The 23,019-nt window shown below is 44.4% G+C and carries 18 protein-coding genes; 11 read left to right on the forward strand and 7 right to left on the reverse strand.

What is annotated here, in order from left to right; genetic code table 11:
- Positions 1-292 precede the first annotated feature (292 nt).
- Positions 293-4,951 (forward strand): phospholipase D-like domain-containing protein, encoded by a 4,659-nt coding sequence (locus tag B9N89_RS21595; protein WP_159455541.1) that lies wholly within the window; start codon positions 293-295, stop codon positions 4,949-4,951.
- 89 nt (positions 4,952-5,040) lie between these two features.
- On the forward strand, positions 5,041-5,616 hold the full coding sequence (locus tag B9N89_RS21600) for a hypothetical protein (RefSeq protein WP_132322537.1): 576 nt from the start codon (positions 5,041-5,043) through the stop codon (positions 5,614-5,616).
- Between the two features lie 119 nt (positions 5,617-5,735).
- On the opposite strand, the gene B9N89_RS21605 is transcribed toward B9N89_RS21600, so the two are convergent.
- The 6 genes from B9N89_RS21605 to B9N89_RS21630 form a co-directional block, all read right to left on the reverse strand.
- A complete protein-coding gene (locus B9N89_RS21605) occupies positions 5,736-7,055 on the reverse strand; it encodes a TolC family protein (RefSeq protein WP_132322539.1) in 1,320 nt (439 codons plus the stop codon).
- Positions 7,056-7,058: 3 nt separating this feature from the next.
- Positions 7,059-10,139, reverse strand: a complete 3,081-nt coding sequence (locus B9N89_RS21610; RefSeq protein WP_159455542.1) for an efflux RND transporter permease subunit — start codon at positions 10,137-10,139, stop codon at positions 7,059-7,061.
- Between the two features lie 159 nt (positions 10,140-10,298).
- Positions 10,299-11,549 (reverse strand): response regulator, encoded by a 1,251-nt coding sequence (locus B9N89_RS21615; RefSeq protein ID WP_132322543.1) that lies wholly within the window; start codon positions 11,547-11,549, stop codon positions 10,299-10,301.
- Between the two features lie 210 nt (positions 11,550-11,759).
- Positions 11,760-12,371, reverse strand: coding sequence for a hypothetical protein (locus B9N89_RS21620; RefSeq protein WP_132322545.1), 612 nt, complete (start codon positions 12,369-12,371; stop codon positions 11,760-11,762).
- A gap of 11 nt (positions 12,372-12,382) precedes the next feature.
- A complete protein-coding gene (locus tag B9N89_RS21625; RefSeq protein ID WP_132322547.1) occupies positions 12,383-12,868 on the reverse strand; it encodes a chemotaxis protein CheX in 486 nt (161 codons plus the stop codon).
- 14 nt (positions 12,869-12,882) lie between these two features.
- Positions 12,883-13,251: a response regulator gene (locus tag B9N89_RS21630; protein ID WP_132322549.1), complete on the reverse strand. Its 369-nt coding sequence runs from the start codon at positions 13,249-13,251 to the stop codon at positions 12,883-12,885.
- Positions 13,252-13,417: 166 nt separating this feature from the next.
- On the opposite strand from B9N89_RS21630, the gene B9N89_RS21635 reads away from it, so the two are divergent.
- The 9 genes from B9N89_RS21635 (at position 13,418) to B9N89_RS21675 (ending at position 22,356) form a co-directional block, all read left to right on the forward strand.
- Complete coding sequence (locus tag B9N89_RS21635) at positions 13,418-16,066, forward strand: 7TM diverse intracellular signaling domain-containing protein (protein ID WP_132322551.1); 2,649 nt, start codon at positions 13,418-13,420, stop codon at positions 16,064-16,066.
- 10 nt (positions 16,067-16,076) lie between these two features.
- A complete protein-coding gene (locus tag B9N89_RS21640; protein ID WP_132322553.1) occupies positions 16,077-17,234 on the forward strand; it encodes a PP2C family protein-serine/threonine phosphatase in 1,158 nt (385 codons plus the stop codon).
- Between the two features lie 3 nt (positions 17,235-17,237).
- On the forward strand, positions 17,238-17,777 hold the full coding sequence (locus B9N89_RS21645; protein WP_132322555.1) for a hypothetical protein: 540 nt from the start codon (positions 17,238-17,240) through the stop codon (positions 17,775-17,777).
- Positions 17,778-17,813: 36 nt separating this feature from the next.
- Positions 17,814-18,587, forward strand: a complete 774-nt coding sequence (locus B9N89_RS21650; RefSeq protein WP_132322557.1) for a delta-class carbonic anhydrase — start codon at positions 17,814-17,816, stop codon at positions 18,585-18,587.
- A gap of 169 nt (positions 18,588-18,756) precedes the next feature.
- On the forward strand, positions 18,757-19,560 hold the full coding sequence (locus B9N89_RS21655) for a transporter substrate-binding domain-containing protein (RefSeq protein ID WP_159455543.1): 804 nt from the start codon (positions 18,757-18,759) through the stop codon (positions 19,558-19,560).
- A gap of 59 nt (positions 19,561-19,619) precedes the next feature.
- Positions 19,620-20,342 (forward strand): amino acid ABC transporter permease, encoded by a 723-nt coding sequence (locus B9N89_RS21660; RefSeq protein WP_234996143.1) that lies wholly within the window; start codon positions 19,620-19,622, stop codon positions 20,340-20,342.
- On the forward strand, positions 20,339-21,088 hold the full coding sequence (locus B9N89_RS21665; protein ID WP_132322563.1) for an amino acid ABC transporter ATP-binding protein: 750 nt from the start codon (positions 20,339-20,341) through the stop codon (positions 21,086-21,088). The genes B9N89_RS21660 and B9N89_RS21665 overlap by 4 nt, the downstream gene beginning before the upstream one ends.
- A 61-nt stretch (positions 21,089-21,149) precedes the next feature.
- A complete protein-coding gene (locus B9N89_RS21670; RefSeq protein ID WP_132322565.1) occupies positions 21,150-21,605 on the forward strand; it encodes a YaiI/YqxD family protein in 456 nt (151 codons plus the stop codon).
- Positions 21,606-22,038: 433 nt separating this feature from the next.
- Positions 22,039-22,356: a hypothetical protein gene (locus B9N89_RS21675; protein ID WP_132322567.1), complete on the forward strand. Its 318-nt coding sequence runs from the start codon at positions 22,039-22,041 to the stop codon at positions 22,354-22,356.
- Positions 22,357-22,476: 120 nt separating this feature from the next.
- On the opposite strand, the gene B9N89_RS21680 is transcribed toward B9N89_RS21675, so the two are convergent.
- The gene (locus B9N89_RS21680; RefSeq protein WP_132322569.1) at positions 22,477-22,857 is read right to left on the reverse strand and encodes a Cif family virulence factor; all 381 of its coding nucleotides are present in this window, start codon (positions 22,855-22,857) and stop codon (positions 22,477-22,479) included.
- Between the last annotated feature and the right edge of the window lie 162 nt (positions 22,858-23,019).

A 23,019-nucleotide genomic window follows, 5' to 3' on the forward strand; every position in this document is an offset into this window, starting at 1 on the left:
CTTGCCTAAAAAATACGCCACGGCAGATTCCTGATGGCCTGGCTTTTCAGGCTGGAAGCACGTTCGTCAAACGATAAGAACCAAAAAATAATAATATATTTAGCTATTTACAGATTGCTGATTATAGAGTCCTGGTGTACCCGAACCAGAATTATCCATATCTATCTGAATTCAAAGGACATTAAATTTAGCGTAATATCTTATGGTTCGCATTGACATATGTCATATTAATATGCTACTTGGTCGTACCTCTTGGTTTCTATCAACATATTTTCAAGTTAGGAAACAAACTATGAAGAGTGTTTATACTATATTTATCATATCCTTGCTTACTGCTGGAGGGTGTGAAACAAAGAAGTCTTCGGAACTCCCAACACAACAGGAACAACCCAACCCACAGATCGATCAAGTACCTGAAGTTAGTAAGGGTCGCCTGACAGAGCTGGTAGTTCAGGTTGGTCAAGAAAATCTCGTTCTCGACAATATCTTCTCTCAAGATACGGTTGATGAATACCAAGATTTGCAAGACTCTCTCAGAGCTGCGCAGAGAGTTCTAGGAAGCGATACAGCTAGCCAGAAAGATGTTGAGCAAGCCTATAGTCGATTGAAAAGTGCTTATGATGAATACCAAAAATCGATCCTCGATGGTGCTAAATCCCAACTCCAAAGCGAAATAGGGCAAGCAAAAACACTACTTATCGAAGCTTTGAGCAGTAGCAGCCATAATGAGCAGCAAATCGAAATGTTAACCGAGATCGCCCGACAGGCCGAGACCGTTGCGACAGAAGGTGATCTTGATGATATTAAAGCCGCTATTGAGAACGTGCAAAGAGCACGCATTGACTTCATAGGTAATGGCAAATCGGATGAAAAAGATGAAACAGAAGATGGTGGTGGGGCTAATCCATCTACACCAGATCGTTCTGCACTATCTGCAATTCTAAATAAGGCAGAATCAGAACTGCTGGTAGCTCAAGATCTTGCGAGTCATGAAAGTGTATCAATTGAAGACTTGGAAGAAGCTATTGAAGCAGCAAAGTCTCTCCTAGGTAATGCTGAGGCCTCTGCCGAGCAAATTGAGGCATCTAAGGAAGCGCTTACTAGTTCTCTTGATGAGTTTCGTGGTGCTGAATTAGGTAAAATTGTTTGTACTCAAAATGAATCTGTGAAGGATTTTTGCTCTAGAATTCAACGTGCTGGTATTCTTTTTCAGTCGTCGGCTCAAAAAGTTCAAGTGCTCCTCTCAGGTGATGTCTTCAATCCTCAGTATAGCAAAACTCTGGTGAAGGTTTCTGGAATAACAAACAGAGGTCCATATGTGAGTGAGATGGTATCCCTGCCTGAAATCAACGAGTTATTGTCTGGGAAAAGCTCCCTAGTGCTCAGCTTGGGAGATGAAAAAGCAACTTTAAGCCTCTCTGCTCCCGCGCGTATTTGGACTATCGAAGGGCGCCTTGTAATAAAGGCAAAACTTATGATTGAAGCTGGAAATCTTCGAGTCAATTCGGTCTTCGAAGCTCCGATTTCAATCATCGATCAGGCTGCTGTGAAAAATTTAAGCTTTGCCTCTTATAATGTGGAACACTTTAGATCGACATCTGGGGAAAGAAACTCGATCGCTCAATATCGATCCTCTGAAAGTAACTGGTCGGACTTTCAGGAACTAAAAAAGCGAAAAATTGCCCATGCATTAGTGCTTTCTGGCAACCCTGACATTGTTGCTATGCAGGAGTTCGAAGATGAGGCTACTTTCCACGAGCTTAAACCTGAACTAGAAAAAATTGGATATCGATACTTTTCAGTTGGTGATCAGAAGAACTATAAGCTCGGTGAAAATGGTTTTATCGTCGATGTTGCGGATGATTCAACATCCAACATGACAACCGCTATCGCTAGTAAATTCCCCATAGACACATCCTTGGCGTCGGTAATCCCCACTCGCCTTCCGGACTCAAGGTCAGCTGGTATCAGAAACATTCAAGTAGCAGATGTTTTAGTTGCAGGGCAAAGGCTACGTGTTGTGAACTCTCATTGGTTAAGCCAGAAGGGTGGAGCTGATGGTAAAAGAGAACAACTTGCAAGAAAAATAGGGCAGGCAGTCTCTGATTGGAATCGAAAGTTCCCAGATCTTGATATTCTAGTGGCAGGGGACTTTAATGTTTCACTAGAACATATAGTCGGAGAGGATGCTAAAGAGCCCGAAATCGTAACATCCCTAGGAATTCTAGAAAGGGAACCCAGCTATCTTCATGGCAAGAGTAGCGGCTTGTACAACACATGGTTTGAATTGTCTAATAAGCGCTATAGTTCTGAGTATCGAGGGTATGGCTCCGCGCTGGATCACATCCTTGTAAACACCAGGCTTTATGATCAGAACGGTTTGAGTTATGTGGATAATAGTTTTCAAGTTGTCGGAGCTAAAAATTACGAACTAGCTCGCTGGATATTAAAAAATCAAGTAGGGCTTCCGAAAAGGTGGATGGTTTCTAATAAAAATCCAAACTTTAAATATGACCATCTCGGTATTGGATATTCAGATCATTTACCGATTCGGATCGATCTGACTCTCGATTCAGTTGAAACCAGCACTAGCGGAAATGGATCTATTCTCCCTCCTTACAAGGAAGTCTACGAGCTTGATCAGTCAACTTGCGATGGCTATAGAGCGAAAAGCGATATCTCTATGGTAGGGGATACTTGGGTCGGTACGTGCTTAGAGTTAGACAATGAGCCTATCGATGATAGTGGCCAAAAGGCCATCATCATTGACCAAACTAGTGTCGGCTTCGCCATATTCGGGCGAGCAAATCAATCATCGCGAATAGAAAAAATTAAGGCAGCAATTCGATTCACAAAAGGTAATAAGATTTCGGCGAGGGGTATCTTGATTCGAGATAGAGATGGGAGCCCAATCTTTGTTGTTGCTGACACGAAAGGGGTAAAGCTTCTTCAGGAAGATATTAAGTGTGGGACGCAACAGGACCCTTTAAACGTAAACGAAGTTTTTTCTTTGCCTTCCTCGACCGATTCTTTATTCGATTGTGTTGGTTTTGAGGGCCGCTTAGCATATTCGTCCATTAAAAATTATGACGCTTCTGGACTAACGAGACTAAGATTGAAAGATGCCAATAAAGAAGATGATAAAGTCATTACTCTTGAACTAGATCATCAAGACTTCGTTCGTGTGTTTTTGGGTGGTCTTGAACTGGACGAAGCGGATGCCAAGAGTCGGCTTTCAAACTCTGGGGCGAAATTTATAAAAGTAGTTGGGAAGATCACTCCTTACACCAAGAGTGGAGTGATGGTGAACGCTAGCAAAGCCTTAGGTTCTATTGAGATAGTTGATCCAGTTGATCCAGTTGATCCAGTTGATCCAGTTGATCCAGTTGATCCAGTTGATCCAGTTGTAGAGAGTGATATAGATTTTGAAGTTCTTTTTACTAACCCGGTATGTCCACCACAAAAAATCGTCAGCTATGTTCCTCCATATTCTGGGGATAGAAAAGACTCAACGCTAGACTCTTTTCCGGCGCAACCTCAGCGAATTTTCGTTGACGGGATTCCGACTGTCGGTGGGGGAAGCAAAACTCATATCAAAGCAAACGTGAGATGTGGATCTCAAGATTTTGCAAACTCCACTTCCAGAGCTGAGGCTGGTCTTCGTGACAAAGATAGCCCACTTACACGTGTTGAGGAAATTATTGGGGCAGCAGAGAGTGGTGACAAGATATTCATTGCTAGTATGAGCTTTAGCAGCGGAGAAGTCATTGCAAAGCTTTGTGAAGCTCTTAGAGTTGGGGTCGAAGTTAAGATCTTTGTTGATTCTAACAATAGTGACCTCAACGATTTAAGGTCTTGTGACGTTAACGGTAAATATGAGCTTGTCTACTGGGATAAGTTTGGTGAAACTGGAACTCTTGCTCACGCAAAGACAATCATTGTTGAATCAGGTTCACATAATAGTGAGCTTTCTGATAAGCTACTCATTAGCTTTCAAAGTGCGAATGTTTCCTCTTCTGGAACATGGCGCAATCATGAAAACTGGAATTTTTTAAAGGTAGATAAAGATTCGAAGCTTGCGAAAAGGCATATTTGCTTTAGAGATTCGGTTTCTCCAATGGTTAGGCAACAAGGATCTGGAAGATCGAGTCATAGCAGAGAAATCGAAGGCTTCACTAGTAAATTTTCTAAGTGCTTAGCAGAAGAGAATCTTGAGAACCAAGATGGCCTTTCTGTAAAGAGTTTCTTCATTCCATATTCCGCTGATAAAGCAGATATGCGGCCAGTATTAGAAAATGAACTCAAAAAAGCGGATGAGATTGACATTGCTATCCACCATCTCTCTATGAAGAGTATTATGTCTATTCTTGATCAAAGGTTGAGATCTAGTAACCCTCCGAAAGTCCGTCTCATCGCAGATGATGAACTTTTCTGGGTTGGTACAACCACTGGTAACTACGTCGATCTTGGTAATACTCGGCAATATGCTTATGACGATGCTACCAACTCATGCAAAAATGGAAAATCTACTGAGCAGCAGCGGAACATGAACTGTGCATTTATCTATGAGCATGAGTATTTGGGTGCGGGGAGCCGATTAGGAGTCAAGCAATTGGTAGAACGTTACAGTCAGAATCTTGATGAAAACGGTGATCCAATCTTTGAGGTTCGCTACCTTGAATCAAATCACCGTAAGGAAGAAGGTGGCTATCAGCTTCATCACAATAAATACATGGTCTTCAGATATAACGACGGACGTGGTCAGGTATTTACCGGAGCTGGAAACTTTACGAACGCGGCATTCAAGACTAACTTCGAGAACTACTATTTGATTGGGCTTGAGCAGGCAGTGATTGATTTCACTAGCCAATTTGATTACGTGTTTAATGAATTAGCGACCAAGGAAGCAGACTTGCCGATTACCTGGCAGTATTCCGTTGAGGCAAACTAAGCACAAACAATGTTTTTGGGGCAATATATTTGCCCTGGACGCATCTACAATTCTCTTTATTAAATTGAACCTGATCAAAAGGAATAGAAATGAAACTAACCATTGCATTGCTCTCGTCCATTCTAGTTTTATCAGCTTGTGGAAAGGATAATAAGTCGTCGAATCGAACACCTCCGCATGCACCGGAAGATCTAGCGGAGTCTCCTAAGGGGCAACCCGAGTCGGAGAACGATTCTAGTCAATTGAAATCTTTAGAAGGTACAGAAGTTAAGCCGTCTGCAACTCCTGAGAATAAATCTCCTGAAAGTCAGCAAGCAACTGCATATGTTGCGAAATCAGACGCAGTCTGTACGGAAGGAACACTGCCTAGCTACTCCACGTTTAAAGCAATCGTTGACGAACTAGCGGGTATCTATGCTGGTCAGTTTTCAGAGTTTCAGATTGAATCAGCCGATCATGAATATGCAAGCGAATTCTTATTTTGGTACAAGCCATCAAATAGAGATGTATCGATTTTACGGGTGGTTCAAACTGATGGCAGCGTTGATGTTTTAAAGATCGACGAAACTTATGAAGAAGTAGCAAAGGGTGAGACCCACCTAAACCTTGCAGCACGGGTCAAAGATCAGCCGGCCAATATTTTGTGTGTCGAAGAAGCAGAGTAATCTAGGTACTGTAAATACCTCTGTTAATGGGGCTTTGCTCTCTCAGAGGTATTTTTTTATTCTTTTCGAAGCTATCCAACGCGATAACTATCTTCCTAAAGAACAGCTAGATATGCCTGCTATCCAAGCCAAGCCCTAATAAATAGAAGAAGCTGATCCGTGTCGCGACTAAAGCGTAGCTGTTCCGATTTTAATTTGAGTTTCAAGTCAAGAAGTTTAAGGCGCTGAGAATTAAGTTTGGCTTGAGCATCGGCTAACTCTCGAAACGATATTCGGCTATTTTGATAGCGGCTTAACCGCAGGACCTTGATTCGCTCTAGAAGCTTTAAACCCTCTTTGCTTGATTGAATTTGAGTTTTTAAAGCCTTCATGGAGGCTTTTAACTCAGCTTCAAGCTGCTGAGTTTCAATTTGTAGGGAGCCTTTCTTGCTCTTAGTCCACTCTAGTTGACTTTCCCGATACTTGACTGAGCTTGCAACGCTATGATTACGAACGGGCAAGAGAAGGCTGACACCCGCATAGAACTCTTCGTAGCTGGTGACATTGTTTTGAACTCGCCGAGCTCCAACATAAAGATCAGCATCTGTTTTTTCAAGTTCTTTAGCGTCATCAAGCTCCATTTCATCGAGAGAAGTCTCGCTTGCAAGGATTCGAAACGATCGCCAAGCAGATTGTTCCAGATTGATTGGCAGGCGCGGTAAGCCTTGCTCAGAGATCCGATTTGGAAGTTTGATCCTTGTCATTTGCTCAATGTCTTGTTCAATCTGTTTGATCTGAGCCCGAATCGCGGCAATGTTCGCCTTTTGCTCAATGACACTGACTTCTACCTCTAAAAGTTCGCTTTCTCTAGCAATGCTGCTTTCAAAGCGTTTCTTAACGTATCCATAGAGGCTTTTACTTTCATTCAATATCTCCTGTTGAATATCAAGCTCCAGTATTTGCCGCAGCCAATCCAAGTAGAGTTGAACCCTAGAAAACCAATGAGCTTCTAGTGCTTCATCTCTTTCTAGATGATTTCTAGTGACCTTGGCCTTTAACTGATCTTGCTCCGAATTATAGAGTCTTGAGAAGCCATTTTGCCAAACTTTCTGGCTAATTTCTAAGTTGTCCGTAGTGGTGATGCCAGCCACTGAGTTGCTTCGACTTATCGACCGGCCTATACTTACTGAACTCCCAGTTTCGGGAATGCTTGAGCTTATGATTGAGTTCGTCGCGGGGCTATTTTCATCACTTTCCTCGTGGGTAAGACTTATGGAGACATTCCACTCTTGAGTCTGGCTTAAAAAAAAGGCGTCCTGAGCTTGGTACTGCTTCTCAATATCTTTGAGTTTCGGATCATGCTCTTGGATAGCCTTCAGATACTTCAAAAATGGTTTTGAATCGGCACCTTGAGCAGTCCACGAATTGAAAAATATACCTAAAAGAAGTAGAATGATCATAAATTAAGACCTCGAAAGTCGAATGCGAATAGAAGCGTAGAAGCTAAAGAGTACTGGCACCAAGCCCAGGGTGATGGTTGTGCCAAACAGAAGTCCCCAGCCCATAGCCAGCATCATTTCTGCTAGCATGGCATCGTAGCCTCCTAAGCCGTAAGCTGTAGGAAACAGGCCAGCAACTGTGGTTATCGTTGTGACAAGAACTGCTCGAAGCCTGGTGGATGAAATACGAGCGATGTCATCGAAGAGGCCATCAAGTTGCCAGCTAAGGTTTTCTTTGAATGTTGAAATCAGAACAATAGAGTCATTGATAACAACCCCAGACATACCGATGGCGCCGACAACGGCAAAAAAACCAAAGCTGGCTTTTTGATGGAAAAAGAAGGCTAAAATAACGCCAGCGATTCCAAAGGGAATCGCCGCAAGGATTAAGAATGGGGTGGTAAAACTATTGAAGAGCAGGATTAAAATCGTGTAGATCATAACAACTGCCATCAGTATCGATGTCGAAAAACCGCTACTGGACTTTCTTGACTCTTCAACCTCGCCTCGAAAGGTGATGATGCTATTTGGATGCTCTTCTAGGATCCGAGGAAATGGTCCACTTTCCAGCATTTCAGCCACTTCAAGAGAGGTCAGTTTACTACCTGGTTTCAGATCGCCGTAAACCATGGTGGTTCGCTGGTAGTCTACCCTAGAGATACTGGCGGGCTTCTGAAGCTTCTTAACTTCGATGACTTCTCGCAAGGGCACAAGGTAACCGGCACTATTGCCAATATGTTTCTCTAGTAGCTGCTCGATCTTCTTACGAGAATCCACGGAATTGGTGAGCCGAACTTCAATCTCTTGATCACCCTCGGGAAGGGTGTATAGAATCTGTCCTTCAACAAATATCCGAATACTCTCAGCAATTGTTTTTGGATCGAGATTTAGTTGGGCCATACGGTCCTTTCGGAAATCAATCTCATAAGTGTCTTCTAGCAGCGGAGCTTCAATCTCGCTGTTATGAACTCCCTCGATCTTATCAAGCTCGGCCTTTACAAGCTGGGCAATCTCATGACGTTCGCCATCGCGATTTGATTGAATCATTATCTCCAGTGGGCTGCCACTAGAAAATCCAAATCGACCCTTGATAACGCGAGCCTTGGTGAACTCAGTCATTTCCTTGAGCTTCGTCGCCCAACGGTCTGAGATACTTTCCGAACTCTCAGCTCGCTCTTCCTTTGCAGTCAGCTCAATGCGGTAAGAAATACTATTGGCCAAGCTCTGGCGGCCTCGTCGGCTTTGGCCAATGCTACTGCGAATGCCTACTACCAGACCTTCATCTTGTAGCACCATAGATTCGATTTTCCGTGATAATTCTGCCGTTTCAATGGCATTTTGCGCATCCTTTGCTGTTGCTCTAATGAATATCTCTGAATTCTCGTCTTGGGGGAAGAGGACGAATTTGAGCTTATTTTGAAAGATGTAGACTGAGCCGGCTAGAATACCGATAAAAACGAGGACGTAGATCGCCCGGAATCGGAGCACGATTTTGAGAAGTTTGGCAAAACGTTCTTCGAATTTAAAGAACCAGTGCCCCGCTTCTTTTTGCTCTTTGAGTTTCCAGCCTTGGAGGTGAGATGGAAGTATGAGGGTGGATTCAAGTAGGCTTCCCATGAGCATGATGATGACGATCGATGGGATATAAAGCACAAATGATGAGAATCGGCCCTCGAAAAAATAAAAGGGAACAAAGGCAACACAAGTGGTTAAGATGCTAGCAATAATGGGTAGCATCACCTGTTTTGTGCCTTCGACGCTGGCATCGAGTTCCGATAGCCCTAAAGACTTTTTCCGGGATACATTTTCAGCCACAATGATCGCATCATCGACAACGATTCCTAAGACGATGATTACGGCAGCGAGGGTCACGTTGTTGACAGTAAAGCCAAGGTAGTTGGAAATAATCAAGGTAAAGCACAGGGAAAACGGAATACCCATAGCAACCCATATCCCAGACCTAAGGTCGAGGAAAAGGAGGAGGCAAATGAGAATTAGAAGGAATCCCACAATGCCATTGCTGGCGATGATCTTGAGTCGGTTGGAGATCACATAGGATTCGTCGTCCAGAGCTATGATCTTAAGCTTGGCGTTCTTACGACTCTGCTTGAATTGATCGAGAATCTTTAATACTGCCTCTTGCGCCTCTGTAATATCTGCATCAACTGATTTACGAATATTGATGATCACAGCTTCGTGGCCATTAACCTTTTGAATGGATCGTGTTTTTTGAAAGATCCGTAACACTTTTGCTACGTCCTTGAGTCGGATGTTGCGGCCTCCAAAATTACTGGACACAGTGAGATTCTCAAACTTCTCAACCTGGTCAAGCTCGGATTGGATCGTTACTTTGGTTTCACCCGTATCTTCTAGGGCGCCAGCTGGAAGACGGATATTATTATTGCGAATTGATGCTGCAATTTGGCTTATTGGGATTTCGAACTGCTCTAGCTTGGTGGGCTCAACAAGGATCTGTATCTCCTGCTCAAGAAACCCCCGTTGGCTCACAGAGCTGATCAATGGTGACGCGACGAGCATATTTTCGAGTGAGCGGGCTTGGTCTTGAACCATGCGCCGATCTTCGAAGTTCAAAAGGTGGGCTTCACTGTGAGACAGGGAAATGTCCATAATCGCCTTCTCACTGGTCTTAAATTGCCGGAAGCTGATGGTTTCGCGAACGCGGTCAGGCAACGGTGCGTCGAGTGCAGCCTCGCGTATGGACTGTAGAACGACCTGCTTGTCATCCAGGTTGTTTAGGAGTGATACCGAGATGGAGGCGCTACCTGTGCCTGCTTCGCTGCTAATGGTTTCAATGCCGGAGAGTCCCCGCAAGCGTTTCTCGATTTCAAAGATGACCAGACGTTCGACATCCGCTGCATTGGCGCCTGGATATGAGGCACTAATGCGAATTGAGTTGGATTCAAACTCTGGCATCTCTTCCTTTTTGATGTGAAACCAAGATAAGATTCCACCAAGAAGGACAAGGCCAAATAGCAAGTTTGTCAGCCGATGATTCTGAGAGAAGTATGATAGTAAACTCTGCAAGGTATAGCTCCTGGATTGCGTATCATGGGAAATCTATACCATGGCACATATAATGAGAAGGGAAATTTCTGATTGCGAGCGGTTGCTTGTAGATAAAAAAGAAAAAAGAGGAACCGGTTTGGCCCCTCTTTCGAACGTGCGCGGGCAGTTGATGGATTCCTATCCGATCATTTCAAAGAATTCATCGACATCTTCACTACTATCTGGAAACTTCTGATCGAGATCGTCTGCATTGCTAAGTGTCATTAGGTTTTGCTTGATGCCAAATTGCTTTTTAACAAGTTCTGCATAGGTGCTGGCCTTCGCAAATCGATCCTGGCTCTCTTGAAAAGATCTTTCGAACCAGGCCATGGCATTCTCATAATCTTCCTGGCGGAAGTAACCGTAACCGATGTTGAACATCACTTTGGTTTTATCACGGCGGTTGTTTAAAAACGATAGTGCCGATTGGTAGTGTGTAATTCCATCGTCTATAGCGCCTGATTGCACCTTTGAAATCCCGATTGAATTCATGAGGCACGCAAACGGTTTTGAAATCGAAGGTGGTTTAGAGCAAAGAAATTCATCTAGATTTTGAGCGATAATTGCGCCGGCGTTTGCTGCTTCGCTTTGACTATCAATTTCCAGCCCCCTAGCAAAAGTGTCCTTGGCTAGCTGAGACTCTTGCTCTTGAAGTTCTAGTTGGCCTAAGGTGCAGATCCGGCCTAGATTGTCCGGCGATATCTTATCGGCTGCTTTAAGGAACTGATAGGCTTTATGGTTTTCTTTCCGCTCCAATGCGATTTTGCCTAGATTGCTCAGTGCCCTGATATTCTTCTTATCTACAGCTAGGATTTTTTTCTGTACAGCTTCACAAGCGCTAAGCTGGTTTTTTTCTAAAAGAACGTCTGAAACCAGAAGGCCTAGTGGAATCGGATTAGGGGCTTTGTCCAGTAATTTAAGAATCGACTTAATTGCCTGAAGGTTCTCACAGCCTTTTTTGAAGGCTTTGTCAATAAGCCGAAAATTGGCTTGATACCATTGGTACTCTTTATTCACTGCTTGAAGTTTAGTGCGAAATATGGATTGGGTGACCGGCTTCTGGAGGAAGTCCATCGAGAAGAACTCTTCCGTAAGCGTCATATCGTGTTCACTAATAACGCCCGAGAAAACCAAAATGGGAGTTAAAGCCGTTGCCTGTTTGGCTCGTATGCGGTTGACAATGCCAGCACCGGTGATCTGCCCTTTGGCTGACCAATCGACGATGAAGAGATCAAACTTTTCGGTATCCAGAGCCTTAGCGAGATCGTCTGGTGACTCGTATTCAGCGACGTCCTGGTATCCCTCTTCAAGACAGTATTGGGTAAGAATCTCTCGATAGTGGAGATCTGCATCCATAACTGCAACTCGTTTGCCCGTGTTGGTGGTCACGGCCCCTCCGCATGGATTGAAAAAATTAGCCTCAAGTACGTCTGTTATTTCCCGTTCGGCGAAGGGCTTGGTAATTTGAAGTAAGCTTTCTTAGGGGGATTTTTCTGGGGAGTCACTGCAAGTTCACGTGGCCTTGTGGCCAGGTTATTTTTCCCTGAAAGTGGGAAAGCTCAAGAGTTTTGCACCCTTGAGCCGTTTGTACTAAATCATTTAGAGGAAGTCTACGTCGCCGCCGTCGTCTTGCTCAGCAAGAGATGACGTGCTTTTCAGCATTTCTGTGACGCCGGCCCAATCGTGGATTTCTACATCCCAACTACAGAGAATTTGGGCATTATCTAAGGTAAAGATCCAAAAGTCGTAAATCTCTTCTTCTTCATCCTCTTTAAATGCTAGAGGTTCTGAGAGGGCGGGCTTCTGGTTGGGAAGGTTGACGACCAGTTCACCAGATTCTTTCAGTGCTGAATAATTACTTTGAAGCCAAATCTTCAACGCACCAGCAGTAAGGTTACAGTATTCCCGGATGAAGTCGTGGCAAAGAAATGGCGAGATATTTTTACCCTTGAAGCTTGCCTTTTGAGAAGCAAAGGCTTTGGCGTCGTCAACTTGGTAGTACACCCGAAAGGTGAATATCAAGTCTTCAGATTCCACGATGATCTTAACCATCCAATCATCTTCTGACAGTGCTGGATGAGACTCCATTTCGATGGCTTGGAATCCAGCCGCTGGGATTACGCTCTTGAGTCGGTTGGAGGCCGCATCCCGTAGGGCGCCCTTTAACATACTGATGTCGTTGCCATCATAAAGTTTTTTCGCTTCAGTCACAGCATGATTCCTTAAGCTGATTTATCGAATTTTACACTTTCAGAAATATCCGCCTGGAATGTAATTCCAAGTTGATACGTACCGTTGCTAAACACATATGTCTCAGGTTCTGTTTTGACGTCGTCGGCTTTCTCAAAGGGACTATTTTGAGAGCTTGGAGGATTCAAAGTGGTGTCTAAGTCGAAGGACAAGAGGTCGTTTTTGATGTTGCCGAGAACCCGATTAACAATTTCACCAACCCAATCCATCAAATCTTCCTCGACAATTTCGTCGCCGTACTTACGTTCCGGGTGGCTGTGCTTTAGTGCTGCTGGGTCCACATTGATGATCAAGTAGCCGTTGATGTGATTGCCTTTGACCTTGATCCGAGAAGAATAACAATTGGTGAAATCGAAGTCAGCATTCTCTTCAAAGACCATATCTTCGTCAAATCGATTTTTAAAAAAATCATAAAAACCATCCACGATGATTTGTTTTAACTTGGGGTTATAGCTCACGCTGTCTCCTCTCGTTATGCGCAAAATGTATCGAGTAGGGTGTTCACCGTCTTGGGGTCTGCTGGTTTGATGATCCAGCCTGTGACTCCCAACTCTTTGGCTCGTTTCATCACGTCTTGAGTTGCTTCGCTTGTTAGCATAACAACGGGTAGATTTTGGAATTTGTCCTGTTTTTTTACAGCCTCAAGAAACTCAATGCCATTCATTTCGGGCATGTTTACGTCGCAAAAGACGAGCTTGATGTCTTCCTTTTCTTCCAGTTTGGCAAGGGCTTCCTTGCCATTTTGAGCTTCGATGGTGAGGATACCATGGTTGTGAACAACCCGAACAACTTCTTTTCGTGCAGTTTTTGAATCATCAACGATAAGAACTTTTGTAGCCATGATGTGTTCCGATCTCGTAGAAAATTGAACCCTTATTAATGGTACTTGCGTATCCTGTTCTAGATCAAGTCCTATAGCAACCTACTTGATGAATCATTCAGAAAAATGAAAATCTTCCGATATCAGATTGAGAAGAATCTTGTATCTTTGGTGAAATAGAAAAAATATGAACATTGTCTTTCGATGCTTTGTTTGTACCCTGGTACTTGCAGAGCTGTCATTAGCAGAAAATCAAAGCAACACTCCAGGTGTCCTCGATCTACGGGGGCATGACTGGCAAAAAAATGATTTGCTTGCGATCTCTGAGAATTGGCATTACTACGACAAGCAGCTCATCGATTCAAGTAGTCTTAACCAGGCTAGCGACCCTGAAACTGTAGATGCCCAGGTTGTGATGGCTGATGTGACTCCCGGTGGGATTGATGGCTATGGGACACTTCACCTTAGAGTAATCTTGGATGCACCACGCCAACTCACATTTTGGACTGCTGAAATTTTCTCTAGTCATAAAATTATAGTCGATGATGTGATCTTGAGTGAGGGCGGCATTGTAGGAACCTCAGCCACCGAGGAAGTGCCTGGGCAGCGGGAGTCCTTGTTGACTTTTACTCCGAAGCAGGCCACCTTCGATATTTTTATCCAGAACTCTAATTTTGCGACTCATAGGCGCTTCTCAGCTTTGGAAACTTACTTAGGTCTTGAGCCAGCGATCATCAAGAAGCGGAAGGGCGATATCATCACCGATGCATTCTTGGTCGGTGCGATTGTGATGATGGGTTTTTATCATCTGATCCTGTACCTTTTGAGGCGTGAAGAACGGGCACCCCTTTGGTTTGGTCTTTTCTGCTTGATTATCGGCGTCCGTACATTTGTCCGTTCTAATGGGCTTTGGCACCACCATGTATTCGAGACTCCTGATATCATCTGGAGTTCGAAGGTTGAATACATGACTTTTGGACTCGGAGTACTTACCTTTATAAGATTTTTTAACCTGTTATATAATAAGGAAGTCTGGCGCTGGATCGTTCAGCTCGGTGTATGGACGTCGTTGGCTTTTACAGCCTTGGCCTTAGTCACCTCGCCAAAGATATTTGGTCAATCCCTCCCTTACTTTCAACTGGTTGTTGTGTTTATTCTACTAAGCGTTGTGACAGCCCTGGTTAATGTGGTGAGAAAGAAACGAGATGGTAGCCTGATATTCCTCGTGGGTTTCAGTGCCTTGGGCTTCGGAGTCGTCAACGACATTCTTCTATCTCAAAATAGTGCCGCCATCAATGCAACAATTGTTCATTGGGGACTCCTTGGTTTTATCCTTTCTCAGTCAGCTATTCTATCCAAGCGCTTTGCTGCTGACTACCGGCAGCTACGGGTCGCCGAGGGAAAAATTAGAGTCTTAAACGAGAATCTAGAGCGCAAGGTCGAAGAGAGAACCCAAACGATCCGGACCATATATGATAACGTCAAGACAGGCTTCTTACGGGTTGATCATGATGGACACGTCCTTGAAGGTTTCACTGCATCTTGCGATGACCTTTTCCACAAAAAAGTGGAATCCGGAACCAGCCTTGCTACGATCTTAGAACTCGATCCGCGAGAAACAGAACATTTTAGTCTTGCGATAACCCAAATATTTGATGATATGCTCCCTGAAGAGGCAGCATTGAGTCAGGTTGCACGTCGCTATATTCTGCACCACGGGGCCGTCGACTTAGAAGGAGCGGTCATTCGTGACGGGGAAAATAGCGTCGAATCGATTCTCTATAGCGTGTCTGATGCTGGTCCGGTGCTTCGTGCCGAGAAAGAAGCCCATTTGAATCAATGCCTCTTGAAAATCGTGCGGGAAAAGGAAGCCTTCAAATCGTTCGTAATCGATGCTGAGGAACGGGTTGATCTAGCCTGTAGTCATCTGAAGGATAAAGATCGTAGCCATTTCAAAATGGTTCTTCATACACTTAAGGGTAACTTTTACTCGTTCGGCTTGGAAGATATAGGGTCATATATCCACGAGCTTGAAAGTCTGCTCCATCCTCATGTGGATGACGTCCGTGAAATCCAATCCATGTTACAAAGCTTTATGAATAAGCATGCAGAAGTGATAGGCTTGGATGGCAAGCTTCACGGTGAAAAATCCTATGCCCTATCGGAAGGAAGTATTGCGCTTTTACGTGATCGTCTCGAAGCAGAAAAGGCCGACGTCAAAATTATCAAGATTGTGGATTACTGGTTGAAAGACATCCAGAAAGTAACGGCTTTCTCTCTGCTTTCTCATTTTAGAGAGGTGGTGAAACACCTCGCTTTGCAGCTGGGTAAAGAGGTTGACTTCAAAATTATCGGTGGCGATATTCTCGTCGACCCCCAGCTAGTACAGAATATTATTCATAATCTGATTCATCTAGTGCGGAATGCTTTGGATCATGGCATCGAATTTCCTGATGAGCGCGGCGACAAGGCACCTGTTGGCAGTCTAACTATCAAAGTCGAACAACACGACGACGAGATTCGGCTGGTAGTGGAAGACGATGGCAAGGGCCTCGATCAAGAGAAAATTAAAAGCAAAGCTATAGGTAGAGGGCTGATGTCCCAGCTTGAATTGGATAAAATGAACGAAGATGAAATTCTCAAATTGATATTTGACAATGGTTTTTCAACCCGCGATCGCGTGACCGAGATCTCAGGCCGTGGGTTTGGTATGGGAGCATTACTAACTGCAGTGCAAGAGATTGGAGGAGATATCCAAGTGGCCTCGACAAGAGGGCAGGGAACTCGCTTCACTCTGAAGCTGCACCAAGATGGCATGAAGTTAAAGTCAGCGTAACGGAAACACTATGGCTATTATTCCAAATGACTTAATTGCACTTTATGAACTATTTGCCTCGTTCGAATCAGCGGCGCTATTCACTGATGACCTCATAGAAGAGTTGCCACTGATTTGTATTCTAACCAATGTGGAAGGGCAGATCATTCGAATTAATAGCTATGGTGAGGAGTACTTCTATCGTAAAAAATATGACGTTGTCGGCACAAACCTTACTCAATTGGTCTCCGAAAATGCGCGGCAGAGTTTCTCTGATTATATCGAAGGCTTGAAACATGATCCCAGCCTCAGCCTATCTTACATTGAGCAAAACGAAGAGGAATATATCAACTGGAAATCTCTGGTAATACGTAGCCCGAACGCTCGAACGCCTATCGTTGTAGTCTTGGGAGATGATGTAACGGAAACGGTGACCCTAAAATCTAGTGTTCTCAGCGCTCGAACGGTTCAAAAAGCTCTATTACCCGTATCTTTCGAAGTTGAAGGGGTTACCCTTCGTTGGGTTTATGAATCTGCTGAAGCTACCGGTGGCGACTGGTTTGACTATCTTTTTGATGAAGAACGGAATCGCCTGATTGTGTGTATTGCAGATGTTAATGGTCATGGAACCGCGGCAGCGATGGTTACTGGCTGTGTCGCTGGCTTATTTCGTGGGGTATTGAAAACACTTCTAGCGCCGGAGTTTGATGGCAAACGTTTGGATTTGTTTGCAAGCAGTTTGAACAATGGGATCTACGATATCCTGCAAAGAGCCAATCGCTTACTGACCCTGGCAATCATCGAAATTGATCTTAACACTGGTGATGGTCACTACGTGAGCTGTGGTCATCCCCGTGTGATGCTCTTTGGTAAAAACAAAGTAAAAGGACTACTGAATCGAAATGGGCCCATTGGTGTGACCGAGAACCAAAAGTTCCAGGGTACTGCCTTCCATTTGCCCGAGGACGAGTCACTTTTTCTTTATACGGATGGACTCATAGAAAATGAAGATATCAGTGGCAAGCGTTTGACCTCTCGTGACCTGCGTTTGATTCTAGGCGGTCGCAATGTGCCTGATCTCAAATACAATAAATTGCGCCACTTCGTGAAGAGTCTGGACTGTGTGAGCCCTTTCAATGATGATGTGGCTTTTGTTATCGTAACCCGAGATCCAAAGGAAGGTGGGTAACTTGTGAGTGCAGTTAATCCAAAATTCCAAGATTTCCTAGTAGAAACGTCGAGTAACTCTCTCAAGAGTTTTACCAATCTGCAATTCGAAACCACCATCCTTGGTGTCGATGATTTGCCATTCTATCAGTACCTGGCGACTATGGTCATCGGCTCTTCAGAGAACAAGGTGCTGTTGACGGTGCACTTTTGGTCTGATGATGCATCGGTTTTAACGAAGGATCCTAGGAAGATTCTTGATAAATCAGTAAAGCTTGACATTTTCAAAGAATATCTCAATATCTACTCTAGTAAGATCAAGAACCAACTGAACTTGCAGGGCCTGGACTTGGGAATTAGCTTGCCATTTATCGCTCCAGGCTACCAAAGCTACTTTATTTTAGATACCAACGCTTACACCCAACAGTTCTGCTGGGAATTAAAGCGCAACAAAACACGTATTGGCTTTGGCTGCGGTTTAGCATTTAAAGAAACGGACGTTCTCAATCGAATCGCAGAGTCGGAAACTGGTAGCGAAGAGTTTCACGACCTGGAAATGTTATAAGTGGTTTGTTGACTCATTAGGAAAGAAGGTATTGACATGTTTGGAAAGACGGTACTTGTTGGATTTGGGTTGATTTTAGCGAGTGGGGGATGGGCTGCAGACGAAAAGGCAGATGGCTCCTGTGAGGGTGCTGGGCCCCAGTCACCGCGGGACATTACCATTGAGAAAGGGAGCAATTCTAGCCGGTGGGCCTTTGCACCAGAATATAAAGATATGAATCTCTGTAACATTCACTTCCATCGTTTTGCCGAGCATAAATCACCCGCATTTGGAAGGCTCGGTGGCGAAGATGAGAATCGCGGCTATATCTGTGAAAACACGCGTCCTAAGCTCAAGCTGTCAGAGAGAAGCGAGGATGGCAAAGGTTGCAAAGGTGTGATTGCTGGTGACACGGTTGAAGTTCACTGGGTCTTTAGCTCCTGTAATGTCAAGCCTGGTGCGACTCTTAACTCTTGTTTCAATCCAAAGTGTAAGAACCCCACCCTACGGGTTGAAGCGCGAGTCTTTTATCTCACCGATGGAAAAGCCGGGGAGCTAGACTTCGCCAACTATGATGTCAAGGGCAATCAGCCCAAGAGTCTTCCAAAATCCAAGGAATTGGTGCGTTACCTTGGTTCAACGACTGGTCCGAAGTATACAGAAGAGTCATGTTCGCCATTTCAGGTGAGCTGGAGTGTAGGTGCCGAGTGTTCGCCTTTGAGCATGGCTAGTCTGGATCGATGGTGTGAAAATAACGTATTTAAAGAGGATCACGCCCACGGTGTGAGAAACATCGTACGCAAGGAAGAGCTTCTTTCGCCGATTAATTAAGCTTCGGGACTGTCTCTAGCCTTGGTGCAGCCTAATCGGCTGCATAATTCCAGGTTTCATGCCTCCATTAGGCTTACCACGCCATGTTCCCCTAGAATTAGCGCTTGTCATTATTTCTTTAAATGTCTACGTTTACGGGATTCACGACCTGACTCAGATGAGGTTCCCAATGATTCGTCGACTGATAAGTTTTTGTTTTCTTCTTGTGGCCCTCGCGATTCCAGCACAAGCTGACACCTTAAAGGACATCCAGTCAAAGGGTGTCATTAAAGTCGGTATGGAACCGGGGTTTTTGCCCTTTGAAATGCGAACCAAATCTGGTGAGTATGTTGGCTTTGACATAGAAATGATGAACGCCTTCGCCAAATTCTTGGGGGTTAAGACAGAGTTTATCAGCACCAAGTGGGATGGAATTATTCCCGGTTTGATGGCGAAAAAATATGATGTTGTGGTGTCGGGTATGACGATCACCCCAGCAAGACGTAAGGCAGTTCTGTTTAGCGAGCCCTATTATAAGGCTGGTTTGAAGGTGCTCATGCGGCCTGAATTAGCGAAGACGGTGCGCAATCTAAAGGATCTGGATCAAAAGAAGCATAAGATTGTTGTGAAGCTTGGTACCACAGGCGATATTTTTGTTGGTAAGAGTATCAGCAAAGCCAAGGTTCGTAAATTAGATAGTGAGGCTGATGCAGCGCAGTCGGTATTGCTGGGGCGAATGGATGCCTTCATCTATGACAAGCCCTATCTCGAACTATATGCCGAAAGCAAGAAAGGAAAAGTTTCACTGATGCCGGATGTTTTGTCAGAAGAGTACTTCGGGTTGGCAGCTAGAAAGCAGGACCAGAGTCTCGTGACAAAGTTTAATGAATTTCTCGCTAAATGGAAGGCTGATAAAACCGGCGGCTACGATTATACCTATAAAAAAATCTTCATTGATATGACTTGGAAGTCAAAGTTTCCTAATTTATTCTAAGGCGCCCCATGTACAAAAAAAGTCTTCCGTTTTTTTATACCCTCCTAGCACTCGCTACGGTGGGTTCAGCCATCGGCTTTCTTGTCTATAGTTTCTGGAATCTGGACTACGATTGGGAGTTCGGATTTTTGTGGGATTATATTTGGCTTTCGGAGTCTGGTAAGCCAGGGATTATCCTACAGGGGCTTTGGGGCACCATATATATTAGCGTGATCAGTATCGTGATGGGCTCAATCATGGGAGTCCTTCTCGGGCTGGCTTTGCTGAGCCAGGAGCCCGTAACTCGTCGGGTCGCTGTGTTTTATGTGGATGTCTTTCGGAACACGCCCGTATTAGTCCAATTGTATGTGATTTACTTTATTGTGGGCACGGCCTTAGAATTAGAGCCGGAAACCGCCGGTGTTCTGACTTTAAGTCTATTTTGCTCGGCCTATGTTGGCGATATTTTCCGAGGCACGATCCAAGAATTTGAAAAGGGGCAGGTGGATGCTGCGAAAAGTATGGGCCTCACTTCGATACAAATCGCTGGCTCGGTGATTGCTCCTCAAGCGCTGCGCCGGATGCTGCCACCACTGGTTGGGCAGTTTGTAAGTTTGGTGAAAGACTCGTCTCTTGTATCGGTTATTTCTGTAGCTGATCTAACCAAATCGGCTCTCAATGTAGTTTCGGTTAGCTTTCGCAGCTTTGAAACCTGGTTCGTCGTTGCTGTGATTTACTTTGCACTCAACTATATATTGAGTAGCTACGGTCGTTATTTAGAAAGAAAGTTAAGGGTGGCATGAGTCAAACCATTGTTGAGTTCAAGGAAGTCTTCAAGAGCTTTCCATCGGAGAAAGGGCCTGTAGAAGTTCTAAAAGATATTAACTTCAAGGTGAAAGAAGGTCAGGTTGTATGCCTCATAGGGCCATCAGGTGGTGGTAAAAGCACCTGCCTTCGTAGTATCAATGCTTTGGAAACTATCGATCGCGGAGATATCGAGGTTTGTGGTATTCACTATGGCACAACTAAACGCCCAATTCACAAAGTCCGTCAGAACACGGCGATGGTGTTTCAGAGGTTCGAGCTTTTTCCCCACCTCACAGCCCAAGAGAACGTGGCTTTGGGCATTCGTAAGGTAAAAGGGCTTAGTAAGAAAAACTCTATGGCTAGAGCTTCCGATTTGCTGATTCGAGTCGGCCTTACGGATCATCAACATAAGTATCCTGATTCATTGTCAGGTGGTCAGCAGCAACGGGTGGGCATTGCACGGGCTTTGGCTCTAGAGCCAAAGGTTTTACTTTGCGATGAGCCGACTAGCGCTCTCGATCCTGAGCTGGTGGACGACGTATGTGATGTTTTGGTTGATGTCGCAAAGTCCGGCATTACCATGATTATCGTGACCCACGAGATGAGCTTCGTTAAGAAAATCTCAGATTGGACCCTGTTTTTGGAACATGGGACAATTTTAGAGCAGGGACCGACTCAGGAATTATTTGCGTCTCCAAAAACGGAGCGTTTGCAACAGTTCCTTAACAAAGTCCACACCTAAGTTTCGTTAAAATTGACCGCAGGCGAGACTCGGCTGCGAATCTTATAGGAGCCTTAATAGATTGACACGAATTTGGATTGATGCGGACGCATGTCCCGCTCAAGTGAAAGAGATTGTTTTTAAAGCTATGGAGCGCACCCAAACTCCTGTTACGATGGTTGCTAATAGCCAGATGCGGATCCCCAAAAGCCCATTAGCAGCTCTTGTGGTGGTGGATAAGGGAGCCGATGTTGCTGATGCTTATATTGTGGAGAACTGTAAGCCCATCGACCTTGTGATCACGGCCGATATTCCTTTGGCAGATCTGATCGTTCAGAAGGGGGCTGCTGCTATCAATCCCCGTGGCAAGGTCTATACCGAAGCCAGCATTAAGGAAGCTTTATCGATGAGGAACTTCATGGATGATTTGCGTTCAACGGGAATGATTTCAGGGGGACCGGCACCCCTAGGTGCGAAAGATATCCAGGCTTTCGCAAATGGTTTTGATAAACTACTAACGCAAACCTTACGCCGCTAAACTAAATTTAGTTTAGCGGACCTGCACCAAAACATAGTCAGTGGTCACTTGAGAATTCAATTCTTTTCATCTTGCTCCCCTAATGGTACTAACTTGCGTCGCTAGTATGTCTTTGTAGAAATCATAAAAACTTCGTAAATGAGGGTCTGTGTTACTAGAATGTAGCGAGAGAATTTCGGTTCCTGGAGCTTGGATTTCTATAATACTTATTAAAAACTAGCTGAGATTTCTAAATTTTGAATCTTGAATTTAACCAACATTAATTAGACTTGATTGAGTACGGATATGTAAAGAAAGATCAAGCGCATAGGTGTTCTTTATTCTGCGAACAACCCAGCCTGGCAAGTTGATCTTGAATCCCTAGAAAATATAACTGATCATGTTAAGTCACTATGGAGTGACGTAGATTTTTTTCACGAATGGAGTTTAAAGGATGACTTGTCCAATCCCTTATCTGGATGTGTTAAGACTTAAGTTCAAGAGCCGTAAACTTTTTCGCAGCGGCGAACTTGATGTCTTGTATGCCGATAGAGGAGTCGTAGTCTACACCCGAAAATTAGATTCTCAGCTTGCTTTAGTCGCAATCAATTCCAGCGACGAAGAACAAGACGTTGATCTCAAAATGGAGCCTAATATGTCTTTAGATGGGCAGCTGGGTCGCGAATCAAACTTATTTAGTGATAACGATGGTCGTGTCAGGATGAGTCTTGAAGGATTAAGCTCACATCTTTATCTTAAAACCTCTCCCTAAGTCGAACGTGGCGCGAAGTCAGTGTCTCGGGATGAGCTGATTCGCGCCGCGCACTCCGTAGAGACAAACCAGGCGCTAGATCTGCGATTTTTAGCAAACAGGCTTTGAGACCGGCCATCGCTAGTCGTCAAGGTTCGCTTCAGTTTGCTGAAACAGAGTTACGATCCACTGGCCTTCGATGTTTCTCATGATGCAGGTTGTGATAAGGCTAAGGCTGTATGGTTCTCCATCATCATCCTTGTCGAAATAGTCACCTTCCGTAACGCCATATGCCATCTCTGAAGACTCTTCAACAAATACTAGGTCGTGGGTGATCGACCATTGATCGTCTTCGAACCAATCGTCAAAAAACTCAAGAAAATCCTCAACGGTGTCTAAGATCGTGCCATCGCACATGATCCCTGCCATGGGTCCCGATTTGGGTAAAAATTTTCTGATTGTCGCCATCTGCTTTTTGCTTATGGCATCGAGAAATTGTTCTAGTGCAGTTTTGAATTCCATGAGGCTCACTCTTTATTAAGGTTTGGGCAATTTTTGTAACGCAGTTTCCAGTGAGAAGCAATCAACTTGAGCATGGTTTCTCTACAAACTGAGTTGGAATCTTGAGGCGAAAGCCTATTTGACCAAAATGACTAAACTCTCTGGTAGGAAACGGGTCTATAA

The sequence above is a fragment of the Pseudobacteriovorax antillogorgiicola genome (assembly GCF_900177345.1).
GTDB lineage: Bacteria > Bdellovibrionota_B > Oligoflexia > Oligoflexales > Oligoflexaceae > Pseudobacteriovorax > Pseudobacteriovorax antillogorgiicola.